The sequence below is a fragment of the Pedobacter sp. genome, assembly GCF_045627485.1.
GTDB lineage: Bacteria > Bacteroidota > Bacteroidia > Sphingobacteriales > Sphingobacteriaceae > Pedobacter.
Genome location: NZ_JAZQNU010000105.1, coordinates 15,557 through 31,148, shown reverse-complemented (window position 1 = coordinate 31,148; position 15,592 = coordinate 15,557). Strand labels below are relative to the sequence as shown.

The 15,592-nt window shown below is 40.9% G+C and carries 15 protein-coding genes; 12 read left to right on the top strand and 3 right to left on the bottom strand.

Going from position 1 to position 15,592, the window contains the following annotated elements:
- Window positions 1-104: 104 nt before the first annotated feature.
- Window positions 105-1,043 (bottom strand): protease modulator HflC, encoded by a 939-nt coding sequence (gene hflC / locus ACR2F3_RS08180; RefSeq protein WP_432709494.1) that lies wholly within the window; start codon window positions 1,041-1,043, stop codon window positions 105-107.
- Between the two features lies 1 nt (window position 1,044).
- On the bottom strand, window positions 1,045-2,010 hold the full coding sequence (hflK, locus tag ACR2F3_RS08175; RefSeq protein WP_432709493.1) for an FtsH protease activity modulator HflK: 966 nt from the start codon (window positions 2,008-2,010) through the stop codon (window positions 1,045-1,047).
- A gap of 339 nt (window positions 2,011-2,349) precedes the next feature.
- Between hflK and ACR2F3_RS08170 the strand changes: the two genes are divergently transcribed.
- The 5 genes from ACR2F3_RS08170 to ispG are packed head-to-tail and all read left to right on the top strand — an operon-like array spanning window position 2,350 to window position 7,275.
- Window positions 2,350-3,042 (top strand): SDR family oxidoreductase, encoded by a 693-nt coding sequence (locus tag ACR2F3_RS08170; protein ID WP_432709492.1) that lies wholly within the window; start codon window positions 2,350-2,352, stop codon window positions 3,040-3,042.
- Between the two features lie 16 nt (window positions 3,043-3,058).
- On the top strand, window positions 3,059-3,706 hold the full coding sequence (locus ACR2F3_RS08165; protein WP_432709491.1) for a PspC domain-containing protein: 648 nt from the start codon (window positions 3,059-3,061) through the stop codon (window positions 3,704-3,706).
- A 39-nt stretch (window positions 3,707-3,745) separates the two neighbouring features.
- Window positions 3,746-4,699, top strand: a complete 954-nt coding sequence (locus tag ACR2F3_RS08160; protein ID WP_432709490.1) for a LiaF transmembrane domain-containing protein — start codon at window positions 3,746-3,748, stop codon at window positions 4,697-4,699.
- 8 nt (window positions 4,700-4,707) lie between these two features.
- Entirely contained in the window at window positions 4,708-5,322 is a 615-nt protein-coding gene (locus ACR2F3_RS08155) for an RDD family protein (RefSeq protein ID WP_432709489.1), read from the top strand.
- A gap of 18 nt (window positions 5,323-5,340) precedes the next feature.
- Window positions 5,341-7,275, top strand: coding sequence for a (E)-4-hydroxy-3-methylbut-2-enyl-diphosphate synthase (ispG, locus tag ACR2F3_RS08150; protein ID WP_432709488.1), 1,935 nt, complete (start codon window positions 5,341-5,343; stop codon window positions 7,273-7,275).
- On the opposite strand, the gene ACR2F3_RS08145 is transcribed toward ispG, so the two are convergent.
- The gene (locus ACR2F3_RS08145; RefSeq protein WP_432709487.1) at window positions 7,272-8,102 is read right to left on the bottom strand and encodes an alpha/beta hydrolase family protein; all 831 of its coding nucleotides are present in this window, start codon (window positions 8,100-8,102) and stop codon (window positions 7,272-7,274) included. The two genes, ispG and ACR2F3_RS08145, sit on opposite strands and share 4 nt — an antisense overlap.
- A 170-nt stretch (window positions 8,103-8,272) precedes the next feature.
- Here ACR2F3_RS08145 and hemA point away from each other — a divergent pair, with 170 nt between their 5' ends.
- Genes hemA through ACR2F3_RS08110 form a run of 7 tightly spaced genes read left to right on the top strand, consistent with a single transcriptional unit; the run spans window position 8,273 to window position 15,583 of the window.
- Complete coding sequence (gene hemA / locus ACR2F3_RS08140; RefSeq protein WP_432709495.1) at window positions 8,273-9,499, top strand: glutamyl-tRNA reductase; 1,227 nt, start codon at window positions 8,273-8,275, stop codon at window positions 9,497-9,499.
- A gap of 41 nt (window positions 9,500-9,540) precedes the next feature.
- Complete coding sequence (gene hemC / locus ACR2F3_RS08135; protein WP_432709486.1) at window positions 9,541-11,121, top strand: hydroxymethylbilane synthase; 1,581 nt, start codon at window positions 9,541-9,543, stop codon at window positions 11,119-11,121.
- Window positions 11,122-11,140: 19 nt separating this feature from the next.
- Window positions 11,141-12,109, top strand: a complete 969-nt coding sequence (hemB, locus tag ACR2F3_RS08130) for a porphobilinogen synthase (RefSeq protein WP_432709485.1) — start codon at window positions 11,141-11,143, stop codon at window positions 12,107-12,109.
- A gap of 1 nt (window position 12,110) precedes the next feature.
- Window positions 12,111-13,484: a glutamate-1-semialdehyde 2,1-aminomutase gene (hemL, locus tag ACR2F3_RS08125; protein WP_432709484.1), complete on the top strand. Its 1,374-nt coding sequence runs from the start codon at window positions 12,111-12,113 to the stop codon at window positions 13,482-13,484.
- Window position 13,485: 1 nt separating this feature from the next.
- The gene (locus ACR2F3_RS08120) at window positions 13,486-14,352 is read left to right on the top strand and encodes a sensor histidine kinase (RefSeq protein ID WP_432709483.1); all 867 of its coding nucleotides are present in this window, start codon (window positions 13,486-13,488) and stop codon (window positions 14,350-14,352) included.
- A gap of 5 nt (window positions 14,353-14,357) precedes the next feature.
- A complete protein-coding gene (locus ACR2F3_RS08115) occupies window positions 14,358-15,068 on the top strand; it encodes a response regulator transcription factor (protein ID WP_432709482.1) in 711 nt (236 codons plus the stop codon).
- Window positions 15,068-15,583, top strand: a complete 516-nt coding sequence (locus ACR2F3_RS08110) for a hypothetical protein (protein WP_432709481.1) — start codon at window positions 15,068-15,070, stop codon at window positions 15,581-15,583. The genes ACR2F3_RS08115 and ACR2F3_RS08110 overlap by 1 nt, the downstream gene beginning before the upstream one ends.
- Window positions 15,584-15,592: the final 9 nt, after the last annotated feature.

The following is a 15,592-nucleotide window of genomic DNA, read 5'->3' as shown; positions in this document are numbered from 1 at the left end:
GGATATACTTACCAAAGTTGGTGAAATTCATTTATCGATTATTAGCTAGGTATAAATACAATATTAATACAAAGAAACAATAAATATTGTTGTGGCTTTCTTTTTTAATTTGATTTTTTAAGGTATTGATAGATTTCACTATTGGTAGAAAGTACCACAGATGTTTTATCACTAAAAGTTTTTTCGAGCGTTTCCATCGACTTCAAAAAGCTGTACAGGTTCTTTGCCTGAGGACTTTTGTTATAGGCTGAAGCGTAAACTTCTGCAGCGGTAGCATCAGCCTTTCCTTTAATTTGCTCGGCTTGTTTAAAGGCCGCCGACTGGATGTTTTTCAATTCTCTGTCTTTCTCTCCATTAATCCTGGAAGCTTCCCCTTGACCTTCTGACCTGAATTTATCGGCTACGTTATAACGTTCACTCTTCATCCGTTCATAAACCTGTTCCTGCACTTCCTTAACATAGTTAATTCTTTTGAAACGGAAATCAAGTATTTTAATCCCCAGCTCTTTGGCTTGTTTGTTAGCTGATGCCAAAATCATGTCTTGCATTTTGTCGCGGCCAACAAACACACGCGCCAGCGAATCTCCTAATACCTCGCCTATGGAATCGAGTTCTGGTTTACGGTTGGTACTTCTCACCAATTCCTCAATATTGTGTTTGGCCACCACATTCCTGGTTTCACCATCCAGGATGTCGTCCAGCCTTGATTGGGCACCCCGTTCATTTGTTAGACGTTTAAAAAACTGTAAAGGATCGGTGATCTGCCAACGGGCGTAGGTTTCCGCAAAAATAAACTTCTTATCTTTTGTAGGTAACTGGTTAGGATCACCCACCCATTCCATAAATCTTTTTTCAAATACATTGGTGGTTTGCAGAAAGGGGAGTTTAAAATACATGCCCGGTTTAGTAATGGCGTTGCCAATAGGGCGGCCAAATTGAGTAACCACAACCTGTTCGTATTCCCGAACGGTATAGGTGCTCAGCAACAAACAAATAAGTCCTAGGAAGGCAATAATGCCAGTCAAAATTTGTTTTCTTCTCATGTTAGTTCTTCTTAGGGTTTTCTTTGTCTTTATTAAATTGCATCTGGAGTAAAGGCAGTACGTTTGCGCCGTTTTGATCTGTGATCAGCACATTGCCCAATTTGGATATGGCACTGCTCATGTTTTCCAAATAGATACGTTTTTTTGTTACCTCCGGTGCTTTGACGTATTCCGTGTACAGGTCGTTAAACCTGGCTACCTCACCCTGTGCATTATTTACCCTTTCTATAGCATAACCTTCAGCCTTCTGAATGGTTGCTTTCGCTTCACCGCTGGCCTTTGGAATTACTTTATTGTATTCAGACTTCGCCTGGTTAATCAGGGTTTCTTTTTCCTGTTGCGCTTCGTTTACTGCATTAAATGCTGCTTTTACCGGGTCAGGAGGATTAACATCCTGTAATACGACCTGCTCAATTTTCACGCCCATACTGTAATCATTACAGATTTGTTGAATGAGTTCATGTAGCTTTACCGTAATTTCCGTTCTGCCGATGGTTAACACTTCGTTTACAGTACGGTCGCCCACCACTTGTCGGGTAGCCGCTTCAGATATATTTCTTAAGGTGCTTTCAGGGTCGCGAACCTTAAATAAGTAGTTGTAAGCATCGTTAATCCTGTATTGCACTACCCATTCCACGTCGGCCAGGTTAAGGTCGCCGGTAAGCATAAGCGATTCATCTGACACCCCATCTTTGGAATATTGCGATTGCTGGCCACCATTGGTCGACCGGAATCCAAACTCCAGCTTTTGCTGGCGTTCTACCGGCACTTTGTGTACTCGCTCTGCAAAGGGTACTTTTATATTTAATCCGGGTTCTACCGTGCGGGAATAGCGGCCTAGCCTGGTAATCACGCCAACTTCTTCCGTTCCAATTTGAAACACCGTGTTCCATATGATGATGATGCCTGCGAGGCCAAGAAGAATGGCACGGCTGTGTTGTAATAGTTGAGTAAGGTTTCTATCCATTTTATGAGTTAAGTGTAGATATCGTTTTGCCGTAAAATAATAAATTTTAAGTTAATAAACAATTTCCGAAGGCATGTTTTTGTGGTCGGCAGTGCCATAAAAAGTGGTCTAAAAACACATAATTTTTCGACATGGACTAATCCTGCATCCAAGTTGAGTCCAAGTTCAGTCCAAGTTGAGTCCGAGTTTTTTTAGTCAAAACTTGGACTCAAATTGCTATTAACCTGAAATTAATTAGGAAACAGGAATAGGTCATATATGCTCCTAATTGAATTTCTTTAAACTTAATTTACCTTTGCTACCTTTTACGTACATTAGAAAGTATAAAACCATAAAACAATGAATGCATTAGTAACCGGGGCAACCAAAGGAATTGGCCGCGCCATTGCCCTCAGTTTAGCAAAGGAAGGTTATCATTTAGCGTTATGTGCTCGGAGTGAGTATGATCTGCAGTTGTTTGCCAGAGAGTTAACAACCTACGACATACGGGTGGTGTTTTTAGCTACCGACTGCAGTGACCGCGAAGCGGTGCAGCGATTTTGTGAATTTGCTGCTTCATCATTAGGGGCTATTGATGTGCTTGTGAACAATGCCGGTGCTTTTTTGCCGGGGTCTATATTAGACGAGCCAGAAGAGAACCTTGCTTCACAGCTATCACTTAACCTTAATGCTGCATACCATTTCTCCAGGTTTTTTGGTAAAGTAATGAGAGACAGGCGTTCTGGCCATATTTTTAATATCTGTTCTATTGCCAGTAAGGAATATGTTAAAAATGCTGGTAGTTATAGTGTAACTAAAGCAGCCTTGCTTAGTCTTAATCATGTATTGCGGCAGGAATTAGCGCCATACAACGTTAGCGTTACCGCAATTTTACCGGGTTCTACATTAACTGCTTCCTGGGAAGGAACAGAGATCCCAAAAGAACAGTTTGTTCAGCCTGAGGATATTGCGGATACGATAAGCACCATATTACTTTTAAGTGTTGGTGTAAATGTTGATGAAGTTATTTTACGGCCAAGAGACTTTAACTGATAAAGGAGACCAAGTTATGGAAAAGAGATTGTATAGAAATGAGAACGACAAGGTGATTGCCGGCGTTTCGTCTGGAATAGCCACTTATATGGAGGTAGATGTAACCATAATCAGGCTGCTTTTTGTGTTGTCCAGTATTTTTCTAATGGGGACAGGTATTTTAGTTTATCTGGTGATGTGGATTGTGGTACCGGTAAATTATAATCCTACAGCTCGTTTTGATAAATATAATGATTTTTTTAAAACCCAGCAACCGGGTGGTGCCGGCTTCCAGGAGCCCACTGCTTTTGGTTCGGAAGAAAATGTAACATCAAGTACGGCACCCAACTGGAGCTCATCGACTTTTAGTGAGGGTGATTTTAAAACTGCTAATCCGGCGGATTATAAATTTATCAAAAAGAATAATGATACCGGGCGTACCATAGGGGGCTTGATTTTACTGGTGATTGGTTTGTATTTCCTGATGTATGAATTTAATATCATTCCTCACTGGTTCAGCTTGTGGCGCTTATGGCCTTTGATATTTGTAGCTATCGGCATAAGCCTTATTGCGAAATCGAAACGTCAGAATGCCTGGGAAGATTGGAAAAAACAACAAGAAGATGTGGCCGCTGCGCCAACAGATGCTGAGAAGCCTGACGAATCAACTACAACACCTTTGTAAAATTGCTGTTCAATAATTTATATCTTAAATAACTGGAAAATGAGACTGGATAGAATAATGTGGGGTATTATACTGCTGTTTGTAGGTGGTGTACTCTTATTGGAGAACTTTAACGTAATTGATTTTTACTGGAGTAATGTTTGGCGTTTCTGGCCGGTGTTTCTAATCATAGCCGGGGTAAATATCTTGTTTAACCGCAAGAATTCACAAGTAGGAATGAGTATTTCCATCGGTGTCCTGGTGGTGATGTTAGGTTTTTTGTTTTACAAAGGCCAGCAACCCCCACGGGCGCAACAATGGTTTTCTGATGGAATCCAGGGCGACATAGATATTGATATAGACAATGATGATGATAACGCGCCTTCTCGGAATGTACGTTTTAGTGAACCATTTGATATTGATACCACAAAACAAGTCTCTTTAAATATTTCCGGTGGTGGATCATCTTTTGGTTTGGAAGGTGCAACTGACAGTTTGATTGCAGCAGAGGTTAATGGCCGCGGTGGTAATTACACACTTAAAAAGGAAATTACCGACAGTACCCAAACACTTACTTTTAAAATGCAAAGCAAAAAGACCAAGTGGAATATGAAGGGTGGGGGTAACGAGGTACGTTTTTTACTAAATACCATTCCGGTGTGGAATATTAACTTTAATATGGGTGCCGGAGAAGTAGATTTTGATCTTGCTCCATACAAAGTTCGCTCGATCCGTTTTGATGGTGGTGCTGCTGCGCTTGATATTAAGGTGGGTGATCTTTTGCCAATTACTGATGTAGTGGTAAAAACTGGTGTTGCCAACGTTGTGATTAACGTTCCTGAGGGATCTGGCTGCCGCATTAATACAAAAACAGGCTTATCATCCAGAGACTTCGCTGGTTTTACTAAAATAAATGATAACGTTTACGAAACTCCAAATTATAAAGCGTCTACTAAGAAGATATTTATCAACTTCGACGGTGGTTTGAGTAACTTTGAGGTGAAAAGATACTAATAGCTAAAATGGTGCAAAATGATTCATATACCGTAGTAATTGACGGAAAACCACAGGGGCCATATGCACTGGAACAACTCGCCACCTTAAAAATAAAGTCGGGTACTTTTGTGAGAAAACCCGGTATGGATGATTATAAAGAAGCGCACGAATTCCCTGAATTACGTGCACTTTTAGGTTTTACCTTCCAGCATACCGCGCCGCAGTATTTTGCATCTTTCGATCAGCGCCTGCTGGCTTCGGCGATAGACTTTTTCCTGATCAGCCTGGTTTATATTGCCGTGATGTTGGTCTGTTTTATTTTCGTGACTGAAAAGATGGAAAGGATCATGTTATTCGCAGCTTTTTCTCCGAGCATCATTCTGGCAAAATTTGTGTATGGTACGCTTGCCGAGGCTTCTAAATCGCAAGGTACAATTGGTAAAAGATTACTTAATATCAAGGTTACAGATTTAATGGGAAACCGGATTTCTCCTGGTAAAAGCTTTTTAAGAAATATAGCTAAGGTTCTGTCTGTTATTCCATTTTTTTTTGGCTATCTCTATAGTTTTCTCAATAAAAAGCAACAATGCTGGCATGACATCGCAGCAAATACTTTAGTTATTAAAGATAGATTGATTTAATCTTTATCTTTGCCGTTCATGGAAAAAATAGCATTGCAATACTCCAGATTTTTAACAAAGGAAGTTTCTGTAGGGCATATCCCTATGGGTGGGAATCATCCGATCAGGATACAGTCTATGACCACCACTGATACCATGGATACCATGGCAACCGTTGAACAAACCATCAGGATGGTGAACACCGGGTGTGAGTATGTTAGAATCACAGCTCCAAGCATCAAAGAAGCAGAAAACTTAGCCAACATTAAGAAGGAACTTCGACTGCGTGGTTACGATGTGCCTTTGGTTGCTGATATCCATTTTACGCCCAATGCTGCAGAAACTGCCGCCAGGATTGTAGAAAAAGTACGGGTGAACCCTGGGAATTATGCTGATAAAAAACGTTTTGAGAATATAGAATATACCAGTTTAGCCTATGAGGCAGAATTGGCGCGTATTTACAAGAAGTTTACCCCATTGGTAAAAATATGTAAAGAGTATGGTACCGCTATGCGCATAGGTACCAATCATGGTTCTTTATCAGACCGAATTATGAGTCACTATGGTGACACACCAAGGGGCATGGTAGAGTCGGCCATGGAGTTTATCCGCATGTGCGAAGACTTGAGTTATTACAATCTTGTGATTTCCATGAAAGCAAGTAATACACAGGTGATGGTGCAGGCCTATCGTTTGCTGGTAGACACGATGACTAAAGAAGGTATGAATTATCCACTGCATTTAGGTGTTACCGAAGCAGGTGATGGGGAAGACGGAAGGATTAAGTCGGCCGTGGGTATAGGTACCTTGCTTGAAGATGGTCTGGGCGATACGATTAGGGTGTCATTAACCGAAGATCCGGAGTTTGAAGCTCCTGTAGCCAGAGCATTAGCTGCACGTTACGACAAAAGAATTATTTTACAGGAAGCTGAAGCTGCAAAAGGGATAACCTCGAGGGAAAGTATTCTGGTGAAGGACCTGCCGTACAGCCCCTTTGCGTATAGCCGTAGGACGACCATCCCGGTACAACATGTGGGTGGCACGCATCATCCTGTGGTAATGCTTGATGTAACTTCACAGAATCTTAAGGACCCTTACTTTTTGACTGTTGCTGGTTATCGCTACGATGCGTTGCTTGATAAATACAATATGGCCGATCAGGCCTGCGACATGGTATATCTTGGCGACCAGTTACCTTCATTTTCCTTTCCAGGTAATTTAAAACAAGTTTATAATTATGCTACCTGGCTTACTTTAAAAGATAAAACCAATTGCCATCCTATTATACCATTTGCTGATTATGCACAGACGGTGGTGAAAGATAATTTCCTTAACCTGGTGTTGATCAAAGCTGGAGAAGCGGTAGATTTATCCTTGCTGGGACCCGATACTGTGATCCTGCTTGAAACTGATGCTGTTAATGGTATGGCCATACAACGCGCTTTCTTTATTGCGTTGCTGGAAGCTGAACTGTCTGTTCCGGTAATCATCAAACGGAGCTATCCGGACTTAAATGCCGAGGACCTGATGTTGTATGCAGCAACAGACCTTGGTGCGCTGCTTACTGATGGATTTGGTGATGGGATATCGATTGATGCACCACAAGTAGCCTTATCGGCAATTAACACAACCAGTTTTGGTATTTTACAAGCTACCAGGACCAGGATATCAAAAGCTGAATATATTTCCTGCCCAAGCTGCGGCAGAACGCTTTTTGATTTGCAGGAAACGACACAATTGATCCGCTCAAGAACAGACCATTTAAAAGGCATAAAAATTGGCATTATGGGTTGTATTGTGAACGGGCCGGGGGAGATGGCAGATGCTGATTATGGATACGTGGGTACTGGTCCTGGTAAAATAACCCTTTACCGTGGAAAAGAGGTGGTGAAGAAAAACGTGAATACCGAAAGCGCTCTGGATGATCTTATTGATCTGATTAAAGGTGATGGCAACTGGCTGGAGCAAAACTAGCCTGGCGTTTCTTTTATAAATTGTAAGGTTTTTTCACAAACTTCCTGGAGGTGCGGTGGCATCATTCTTTCTGTATAAGGGTGTGAAGCCCCATATACATGATTGGCACCTGCAACTTTGTTGATGATGGCATTAGGTTGTGCCTGTGCGAGTTGCTGGGCTACGAAAAAGGGTACATTTACATCTTCATCGCCATGTAGAATCAACCATGGTATATTCAGTCGGCTGGCAGCCTCTATGATATCAAACTCCTTTTTATGGGCTTTGTAATCCATTAATAACTCGCTGCCTAATGGCATTTTTTCCTTTGTACGCGCATTCTCTACATATATGCGACCTGTTCTTTTCCATTCTTCTTCCTGCTCGGGTTTCCAAAGGCTACTGAAATCTGACACTGCACTCCAGGTGACCACCCTGTGAATGCGGGGATCAATTTCTCCCTTTGATATGGCAAGTCCACCGCCCCGACTATGCCCTATAAGGGTAATTTTAGCACCGGCATAGGTGTGTGCAATATAATTGATAACGGTGTTCACATCGGCCAGTTCCTTGCTGATGGTGTTGGCAGCAAAGGTGTCCATGTCTTTTACGTCAATAGGGTTTTCGGGCATGACGCCACTGTGAGATAGGTTAAACTTAACAAAACGGTAGCCTCTCGAAGCAAAAAATTCTGCTATCAGGTTATGTGCACCCCAGTCTTTGAAGCCTTTAAAGCCATGAATAAAGAGGATGACTTCAGGTTTTGTATGTGAATCGTCATAAGTATTGTCACCTAGGATGATTTTTTCGCCTGATCCCGTTAATATAAACTCTGTCTTCTGTATCATAAGGCTGTTACTTGGCTAGTTAACTGCTGTAACAATTGAACATGAGGTAATGTTTAATCTTATTAAATAATTTAAAATCTTTCTAAATAGAGCTTAATTACAGCATAATGACAGACGATCACAATGGTCTTGTTACTTTTGTTTCGCAAAAAAATAATACTCAAACACAATTGGAATATTTAAGGATTATTGCTTTTACACATAAACAGATCGACCTAAAATCTTTAGGTAAGTTGGTTATATGTGAGCAAACGCTCGATGATAGGTTAAAAAACATTCAGGAACAGCTGAATGTGAAGGAGATTTTTTACGTAGGAACCTGTAATCGAGTGGAGTTTATTTTTACATCCAGTAGTGTACTTGATGCAGAATTTATCACACGTTTCTTAACGGTGCTTGATATGGGGTTGCCGGAAGAATACATGGAACAGTTTGTGGCTAACGTTTCTACCTATGAAAAGGTGGCTGCTTTTAACCATTTACTTCGTACATCGTGCTCATTAGAAAGTTTGGTGGTTGGTGAGAAAGAGATTCTAGCACAAATACGTAAAGCTTATGAGTCATGCCGTTTGGCAGGTTTTACCGGCGATTACATGCGGACCATGATGGATCGTGTAGTAAAAACGGCAAAGGAAGTTTATACACTTACCAATATCTCTAAAAATCCTGTTTCCGTTGTGTCACTTGCTTACCGCAAACTTCGTGATCTGAACATGTGCGCCAAATCAAGGGTGCTAATTGTTGGAGCAGGAGAGACTAACCACAACATTGCACAATATTTAAAAAAACATACTTACTCTACTTTTTCTGTTTTTAACCGCACACTGGAAAAAGCAGAACAGCTTGCAGCAGAGTTACATGGAAAGGCTTATACCTTGGATGATCTGGAGAATTACACAGAGGGTTTTGATGTGATTGTTACCTGTACTGGTGCTACAGCACCCATTATTACAGATGAGATTTACAAAAAACTACTGCTGGGCGATGTAACCAAAAAGGTGATCGTTGATTTGGCTATTCCAAATGATACCGCTCCTGAAATACTTAGCAAATATCCTGTTCATTACATCGAGGTAGAATCTTTGAAAGAGATTGCCAGAAAGAACATCCAGGAGCGTTATAATGAACTAGTTAATGCAGAGCAGATTATTGAACAGAACATCCAGGAGTTTGATTTAGTGCTTCGTCAGCGTAAAATTGAGATAGCCATGAGCAGTGTTCCGCAAAAAATTAAGGAAATCAAACATACTGCCATTAACGGTATTTTTGCTGACGAGATTAATGGACTTGATGATAAATCAAAGGAAGTTCTGGAAAGGGTAATGAACTATATGGAGAAGAAATACATAAGTGTTCCTATGGTCATGGCAAAAGAAATATTAGTTAAAAACAGCTAATTCTAGCTATATTAGTCAGCAAATACATTATAGTTTCGTACGTGAAAAAACTCATTATAGGCACAAGAGGCAGCGATCTTGCTTTATGGCAGGCCAATTACATTAAAGATAAGTTAGCAGCAATTGGTGCTGAAGCTGAACTGAAGATTATCAAAACCCAAGGCGATAAAATCCTAAACCTCAGGCTTGATAAGCTTGAAGGAAAGGGTTTTTTTACTAAAGAACTTGAAGAAGAATTGTTGGATGGCCGTATTGATCTGGCCGTGCATTCGCATAAAGATTTACCGACAGCTCACCCTGCCGGATTGATCATTGCAGCGGTTCCTGAAAGGGAAGACCCTGCTGAACTTTTACTTATTTTGAAAGATTGTGTAGATGTTACTCAAAAACTTTCGTTAAAAACAGGGGCCATGGTTGGAACTTCTTCAAACCGTCGTAAAGCACAGTTGCTGGCGCTACGCCCTGAATTAAATATTGAAGATTTACGTGGCAATGTACCTACCCGTATACAGAAATTGCGTGATGAAAATTACGATGCGATTTTACTGGCTAAAGCTGGTGTAAATCGTTTAGGTATTGATTTGAGTGAGTTTCATGTTGAAGTGCTGGATACCTCAGAATTGGTTCCATCGCCTGCTCAGGGTGCTTTAGGCATACAGATTCGTGAAAAAGATCAGGAGTTGTTTGACTTATTGCAACAAATCCACCATGAGGAAACTGCTTCGGAGATTGCTGTGGAGCGTAAGGTGCTAAACCTTTTCCAGGGTGGATGTCATATGCCGTTGGGTTGTTACTGTAAAAAAGAAAACGGGCAGTATGAAGTGTGGACGTCAAAAGCGGAAACAGACGAACATTTTCCAGACAGGCTTTTCTATCGTGTACCAACCTTAGATGGCTTGGCCGAAAAGATTGTTGAAAAGTTTACAGCTAAGCGAAAATTACCTTCAAAAGTGTTCATATCACGTGAAATTGGTGAGAATAACTATTTTAGAAGAGCTTTGGCTAAACACCAGATAGAAATTGACGGACGTTCTTTAATACGCACCTTTCCAATTGTACTTAGGCTTGATCCATTTTACTTAAAGAACTTAGATTGGATCTTTTTTAGCAGTCGTAATGGCGTGGAATACTTTTTTAAGCTAAATCCGGTTTTATCAAAACGCGTTAAGTTTGGCGTTGTGGGCAGAGGTTCAGAAGATGAATTAAGGAAACATGGTCATGTGGCTGATTATGTTGGCGAGGGTGGCGATATTGATGAGGTTGCCAGACTTTTTGCTGTTGTTGCAGAAAACCAGACTGTGTTGTTTCCAAGGGCACAGGATTCGCTGTTAAGCATGCAAAAGTTTTTAAAACCGAGCACCAAAGTCGTTGACTTACCCATTTATGAAACGGTAATTGAAGAAGATATAGACCGTACTTCTGCAGAAGTGTTGATATTTACGAGCCCTTCAAACGTAGAAGCTTATTTTGCAAATAACTTATTAGATCCAGAACAGCAGGTTATTGCCATCGGTCATTCGACAGGTAAAAAATTTGATGAGATGGGTGTAAAATATATCTTGCCCTATTCTCCTGACGAGATCGGCCTGGCCGAAGCAGTTTTTGGAATAGATGTCAAATAATTAAAAAGAGAGGTTAAACATGTTACACCGGCCAAGAAGGTTAAGAAAAAATCCAATCGTTAGAGAAATGGTAGCGGAAACCCGCTTATCTAAAGATATGTTCATCTATCCTTATTTTGTTGTCCCAGGGAAAAATATCACACATCCGATTGATGCCATGCCAGGTATCAGTCACTTTTCGGCAGATACACTGCTTACTGATGTGGAGAAAGGCCTGAAACTAGGTGTAAACAAAATTATGCTTTTTGGTGTTGGTGAGGAGAAATCTGAAGATGCACATGTTGCATACCATGATCATTCGCTGATTCCGGAAACCATAAGGGAACTGAAAAAGAACTTCGGTGATGATTTATACATCGTAACGGATGTTTGTGTATGTTCATATACCACCCATGGTCACTGTGGAATCATGAAAAATGATTACGTTCAAAACGATGAGTCGGTGGAGCTGATTGCTAAAATGGCACTTACGCATGCGCAGGCAGGTGCTGATATGCTTGCCCCGTCTGACATGATGGATGGCCGTATCCAGGCGATACGTGAGCGTTTGGATCAGCATTCCCTGGTGAACACAGCGATCATGTCGCATGCCACTAAATTTGCCTCGGCTTATTACGGTCCTTTCCGCGAAGCGGCAGACTGTGCACCGAGTAAAGGAGACCGGAAAGCTTATCAAATGGATTTCAGAAATGGAAATGAGGCGATCAGGGAAGCTTTATTAGACGAGGCTCAGGGTGCAGATGTGTTAATGGTTAAGCCGGCTTTGGCTTACATGGACATCATTCACCATTTAAAACAACACACAGACCTTCCGGTGGCTGCTTACAATGTATCGGGTGAATACTCGATGGTGAAAGCTGCAGCTGAAAAGGGGTGGATAAACGAACAACAAGTGGTGATGGAAACCATGCATGCTTTTGCCAGAGCAGGTGCCAGTATCATTACCACATACCACATAAGGGATATAGTAGAAAAGAATTGGTTATAATATGTTAGAGTCTTTAAAAAAAATATTTTCTGGAAATGAAGGCGATATGCCTGCAAGCGCTGGAAGCAAGCCCGATATTTCTCGCGAGAAATCTGCAGAGCTGTATGAAAAAGCCAAGGCTTATTTTCCTGGCGGTGTAAACTCACCGGTTAGGGCTTTCAAATCGGTGTACGGTACACCTTTGTTTATTCAAAAAGGTGATGGCTGCTATGTTTGGGATGCCGATGGTAACCAGTTTATAGATTTTTGCGGCAGCTGGGGACCATTAATCCTTGGACACAACAATGCTAAAGTTCGTGAGAAGGTAACTGAAGTGATGCAGAATGGTATGAGCTTCGGTGCACCAACTGCATTGGAAAATGAACTAGCAGAACTTATTATTAAAAACAATAAACTGGTTGAAAAAATCCGTTTTACCAGCTCCGGCACGGAGGCGGTAATGTCGGCTATACGCCTGGCCAGGGGATATACAAAACGTGATAAGATCCTTAAATTCGAAGGCTGTTACCATGGCCATTCCGACTCCCTGTTAGTAAAAGCAGGTTCTGGGTTGGTTACCTTTGGAGAATCTTCTTCTGCTGGGGTACCGCAGTCTTTTGCAGCCGAAACGATCGTTGTACCATTAAATGATACAACAGCGCTAACAGAAGCTTTTACCCGGTTTAAAGATCAGATTGCTGCGGTTATTATTGAAGGTGTTCCGGCAAACAACGGTTTATTGATTCAGGATAAAATCTACATTGAATTTCTGCAAAATATTTGTAAGGAGAACCAAGCCCTGCTCATTTTTGACGAGGTGATTACAGGTTTCAGGTTAGGCTTTGAAGGTGCTGCGGCATACTATGGCATTAAACCTGATATCGTTACCTACGGTAAAATTATTGGCGGTGGTTTACCAGTAGGTATGTATGGTGCATCAGCGGAAATTATGTCACATATTTCTCCTGAGGGAGGGGTTTACCAGGCCGGTACTTTATCAGGTAACCCGGTAGCAATGGCCGCTGGTATTGCACAGTTAACGGAGTTACTGCGTTCAGGTTTCTACAAAGAGCTGAACAATAAAACGTCTGAATTTGCAGAAAGCATTAAGCGTTTTGTTACCGCAAGAAATTATAAGGTAAGAATCTTTTATATAGGTTCTATTTTCTGGTTTGCATTTACCGAAAAGGAACAAATTAGATGTGCTGAGGATATTGATCCGGCAAGCATGGAGAAATTTAAAATTATGCACCGTGAATTGTTAAACAGAGGTATCTATTTAGGTCCTTCTGGTTACGAGGTAGGTTTTGTTTCTGCTGCACATACTAAAATTGAATTAGAAAAAGCAAAAAGAGCGATCATTGAATCACTCGAGATTGTTTTCAGAAGCAAATAACATGAAAAAATCCATCGTCATATTCTATTGCCTATTGCTGTATAGTTTGGTACAGCTGATTTCCTGGGGGATGTTGGTGATTAAACTGCAACCTTCAAGGATGGCTATGATTATGGGCGAAGGATCTGTGTTTTTATTTCTGCTTTGCATAGGTGCTTATTTTCTGCACCGGTCTATTAAAAAGGAAGATCGTTTGCACGAACAGCAAACTAACTTTTTGCTGTCGGTTACGCATGAATTGAAGTCGCCACTGGCTGCCATTAAACTTTCTTTGCAAACTATTGTTAAAAGAGATTTAGACAGGGCCAGGCAACAATCCTTGCTAAGTAACTCCTTAAAAGATATTGAGCGTTTAGACGACCTGGTGGAGAACATGCTTTTGGCCACGAAAATTGAAAATCGTTCTTATTCGTTTCCGAAAGAGGAATTCGACTTTTCTGAACTGGTACAGAAGGTTTCTGATCGTTTGCAGATTCACACTTGCGATTGCGACCAGAACATAACAACCAACATACAACCGGGTGTAAAGCTTAGTGGAGATCCGTTTGCATTATCTTCTGTGTTGACTAACCTGTTGGAAAATGCCGTGAAATACTCTGGACCCTGTGCAAAAGTAAGTGTAGAACTTTCAAAAGTTAATGGCCATGCGTTCTTAAAAGTTGCAGATAATGGCCCGGGTATTCCCGATGAAGAAAAAATGCTCATATTTGATAAGTTTTACCGTGTGGGTGATGAAAGGGTAAGGAAAGCAAAAGGTACAGGTTTAGGCCTTTTTATCGTTAAGGAAGTGTTACAAAACCACGACGCTGATATCAGTGTTAAAGATAATGTGCCACAGGGTACAATTTTTGAAGTTACATTTAGTTGATTCCTATGCAACAGAAATTAAGAATTTTATTGGTCGAAGATGAAGACCACTTGTTAGATGCGATAAAACTTAACCTTGAATTAGAGGGTTACAAAGTCCATGCTGTTAAGGATGGGAAAACTGCACTTAAGGTATTTAAGGAAGAGCGTTTTAACTTGATTATTCTGGATGTAATGCTTCCTGAAATGGATGGTTTCCAGGTATGTGAAACTATACGACTTGAAAACACAGAGGTTCCTATTTTATTCCTGACTGCCAAGAATACGAGTGAAGACCGTGTAATGGGCTTAAAGAAAGGGGCTGATGATTATCTGGTTAAACCTTTTAATCTTGAAGAACTTATTCTTCGTGTTGGTATCCTGGTTAAGCGAAGCATGAAATCGGATGATTTAAAAGAACTTAATTCCTATAAAATAGGCGATAAGACCATTTATTTCAATTCATTCGAGCTGAAACAAGATGACGGAACCATAGTTCCATTAACCAAAAAGGAAACGATGTTATTAAAGTTACTGATTGAGCGTAAAAACGAAGCAGTATCTAGAGAGCAGATTCTGGAAACGGTATGGAATTATGATGTTTATCCTTCCACTCGTACGATAGATAATTTTATTTTAACATTCCGTAAATATTTTGAACCTGATCAAAAGAACCCTGTTTATTTCCATTCCATCAGGGGAGTAGGGTATAAATTTACTGACGTAAATAATCAATAATGCTAAGCGCTAAGGGCAGATATGCACTGATGATGGCTACGGCTGTTGCAGCCATAGGATGCCTGTTTTACCAGCAAAATCAGCTCGCTGCTTTTTTGGGGTTGTTACTGGCATTGTTAATATGGAGCCATTTTAAGCAGAGCTCGGTGTTACTGGCCTCTAAACATTTTAAAAATGGCGATTACGAGGCTACCGAGAACGCATTGGATGAGGTTCCTGATCCGGAACGCCTGGCTAAAAGCAGAAGAGGGTATTATGAATTTATGCGGGCAAATATTGCCTTGCACCGTGAAGAATACGAAGAAGCTGAACACCATTTCCAACTGGCGAGCTTATTTCCGTTAGGGGGCAAGACCGATAAGGTATTTGTGATGATCCACCTCGCCAACCTCGCTTTACGTAAAAAAGACAAAGTAAGAATCCTGGCCTACCTTGAAAGGGCAAAAGATATGGTGAGTACACCACGGGCCAAGGAAATTATAAAACGAATTGAGAAAGAAGCAGATAGCTTATAAAAACTCTTA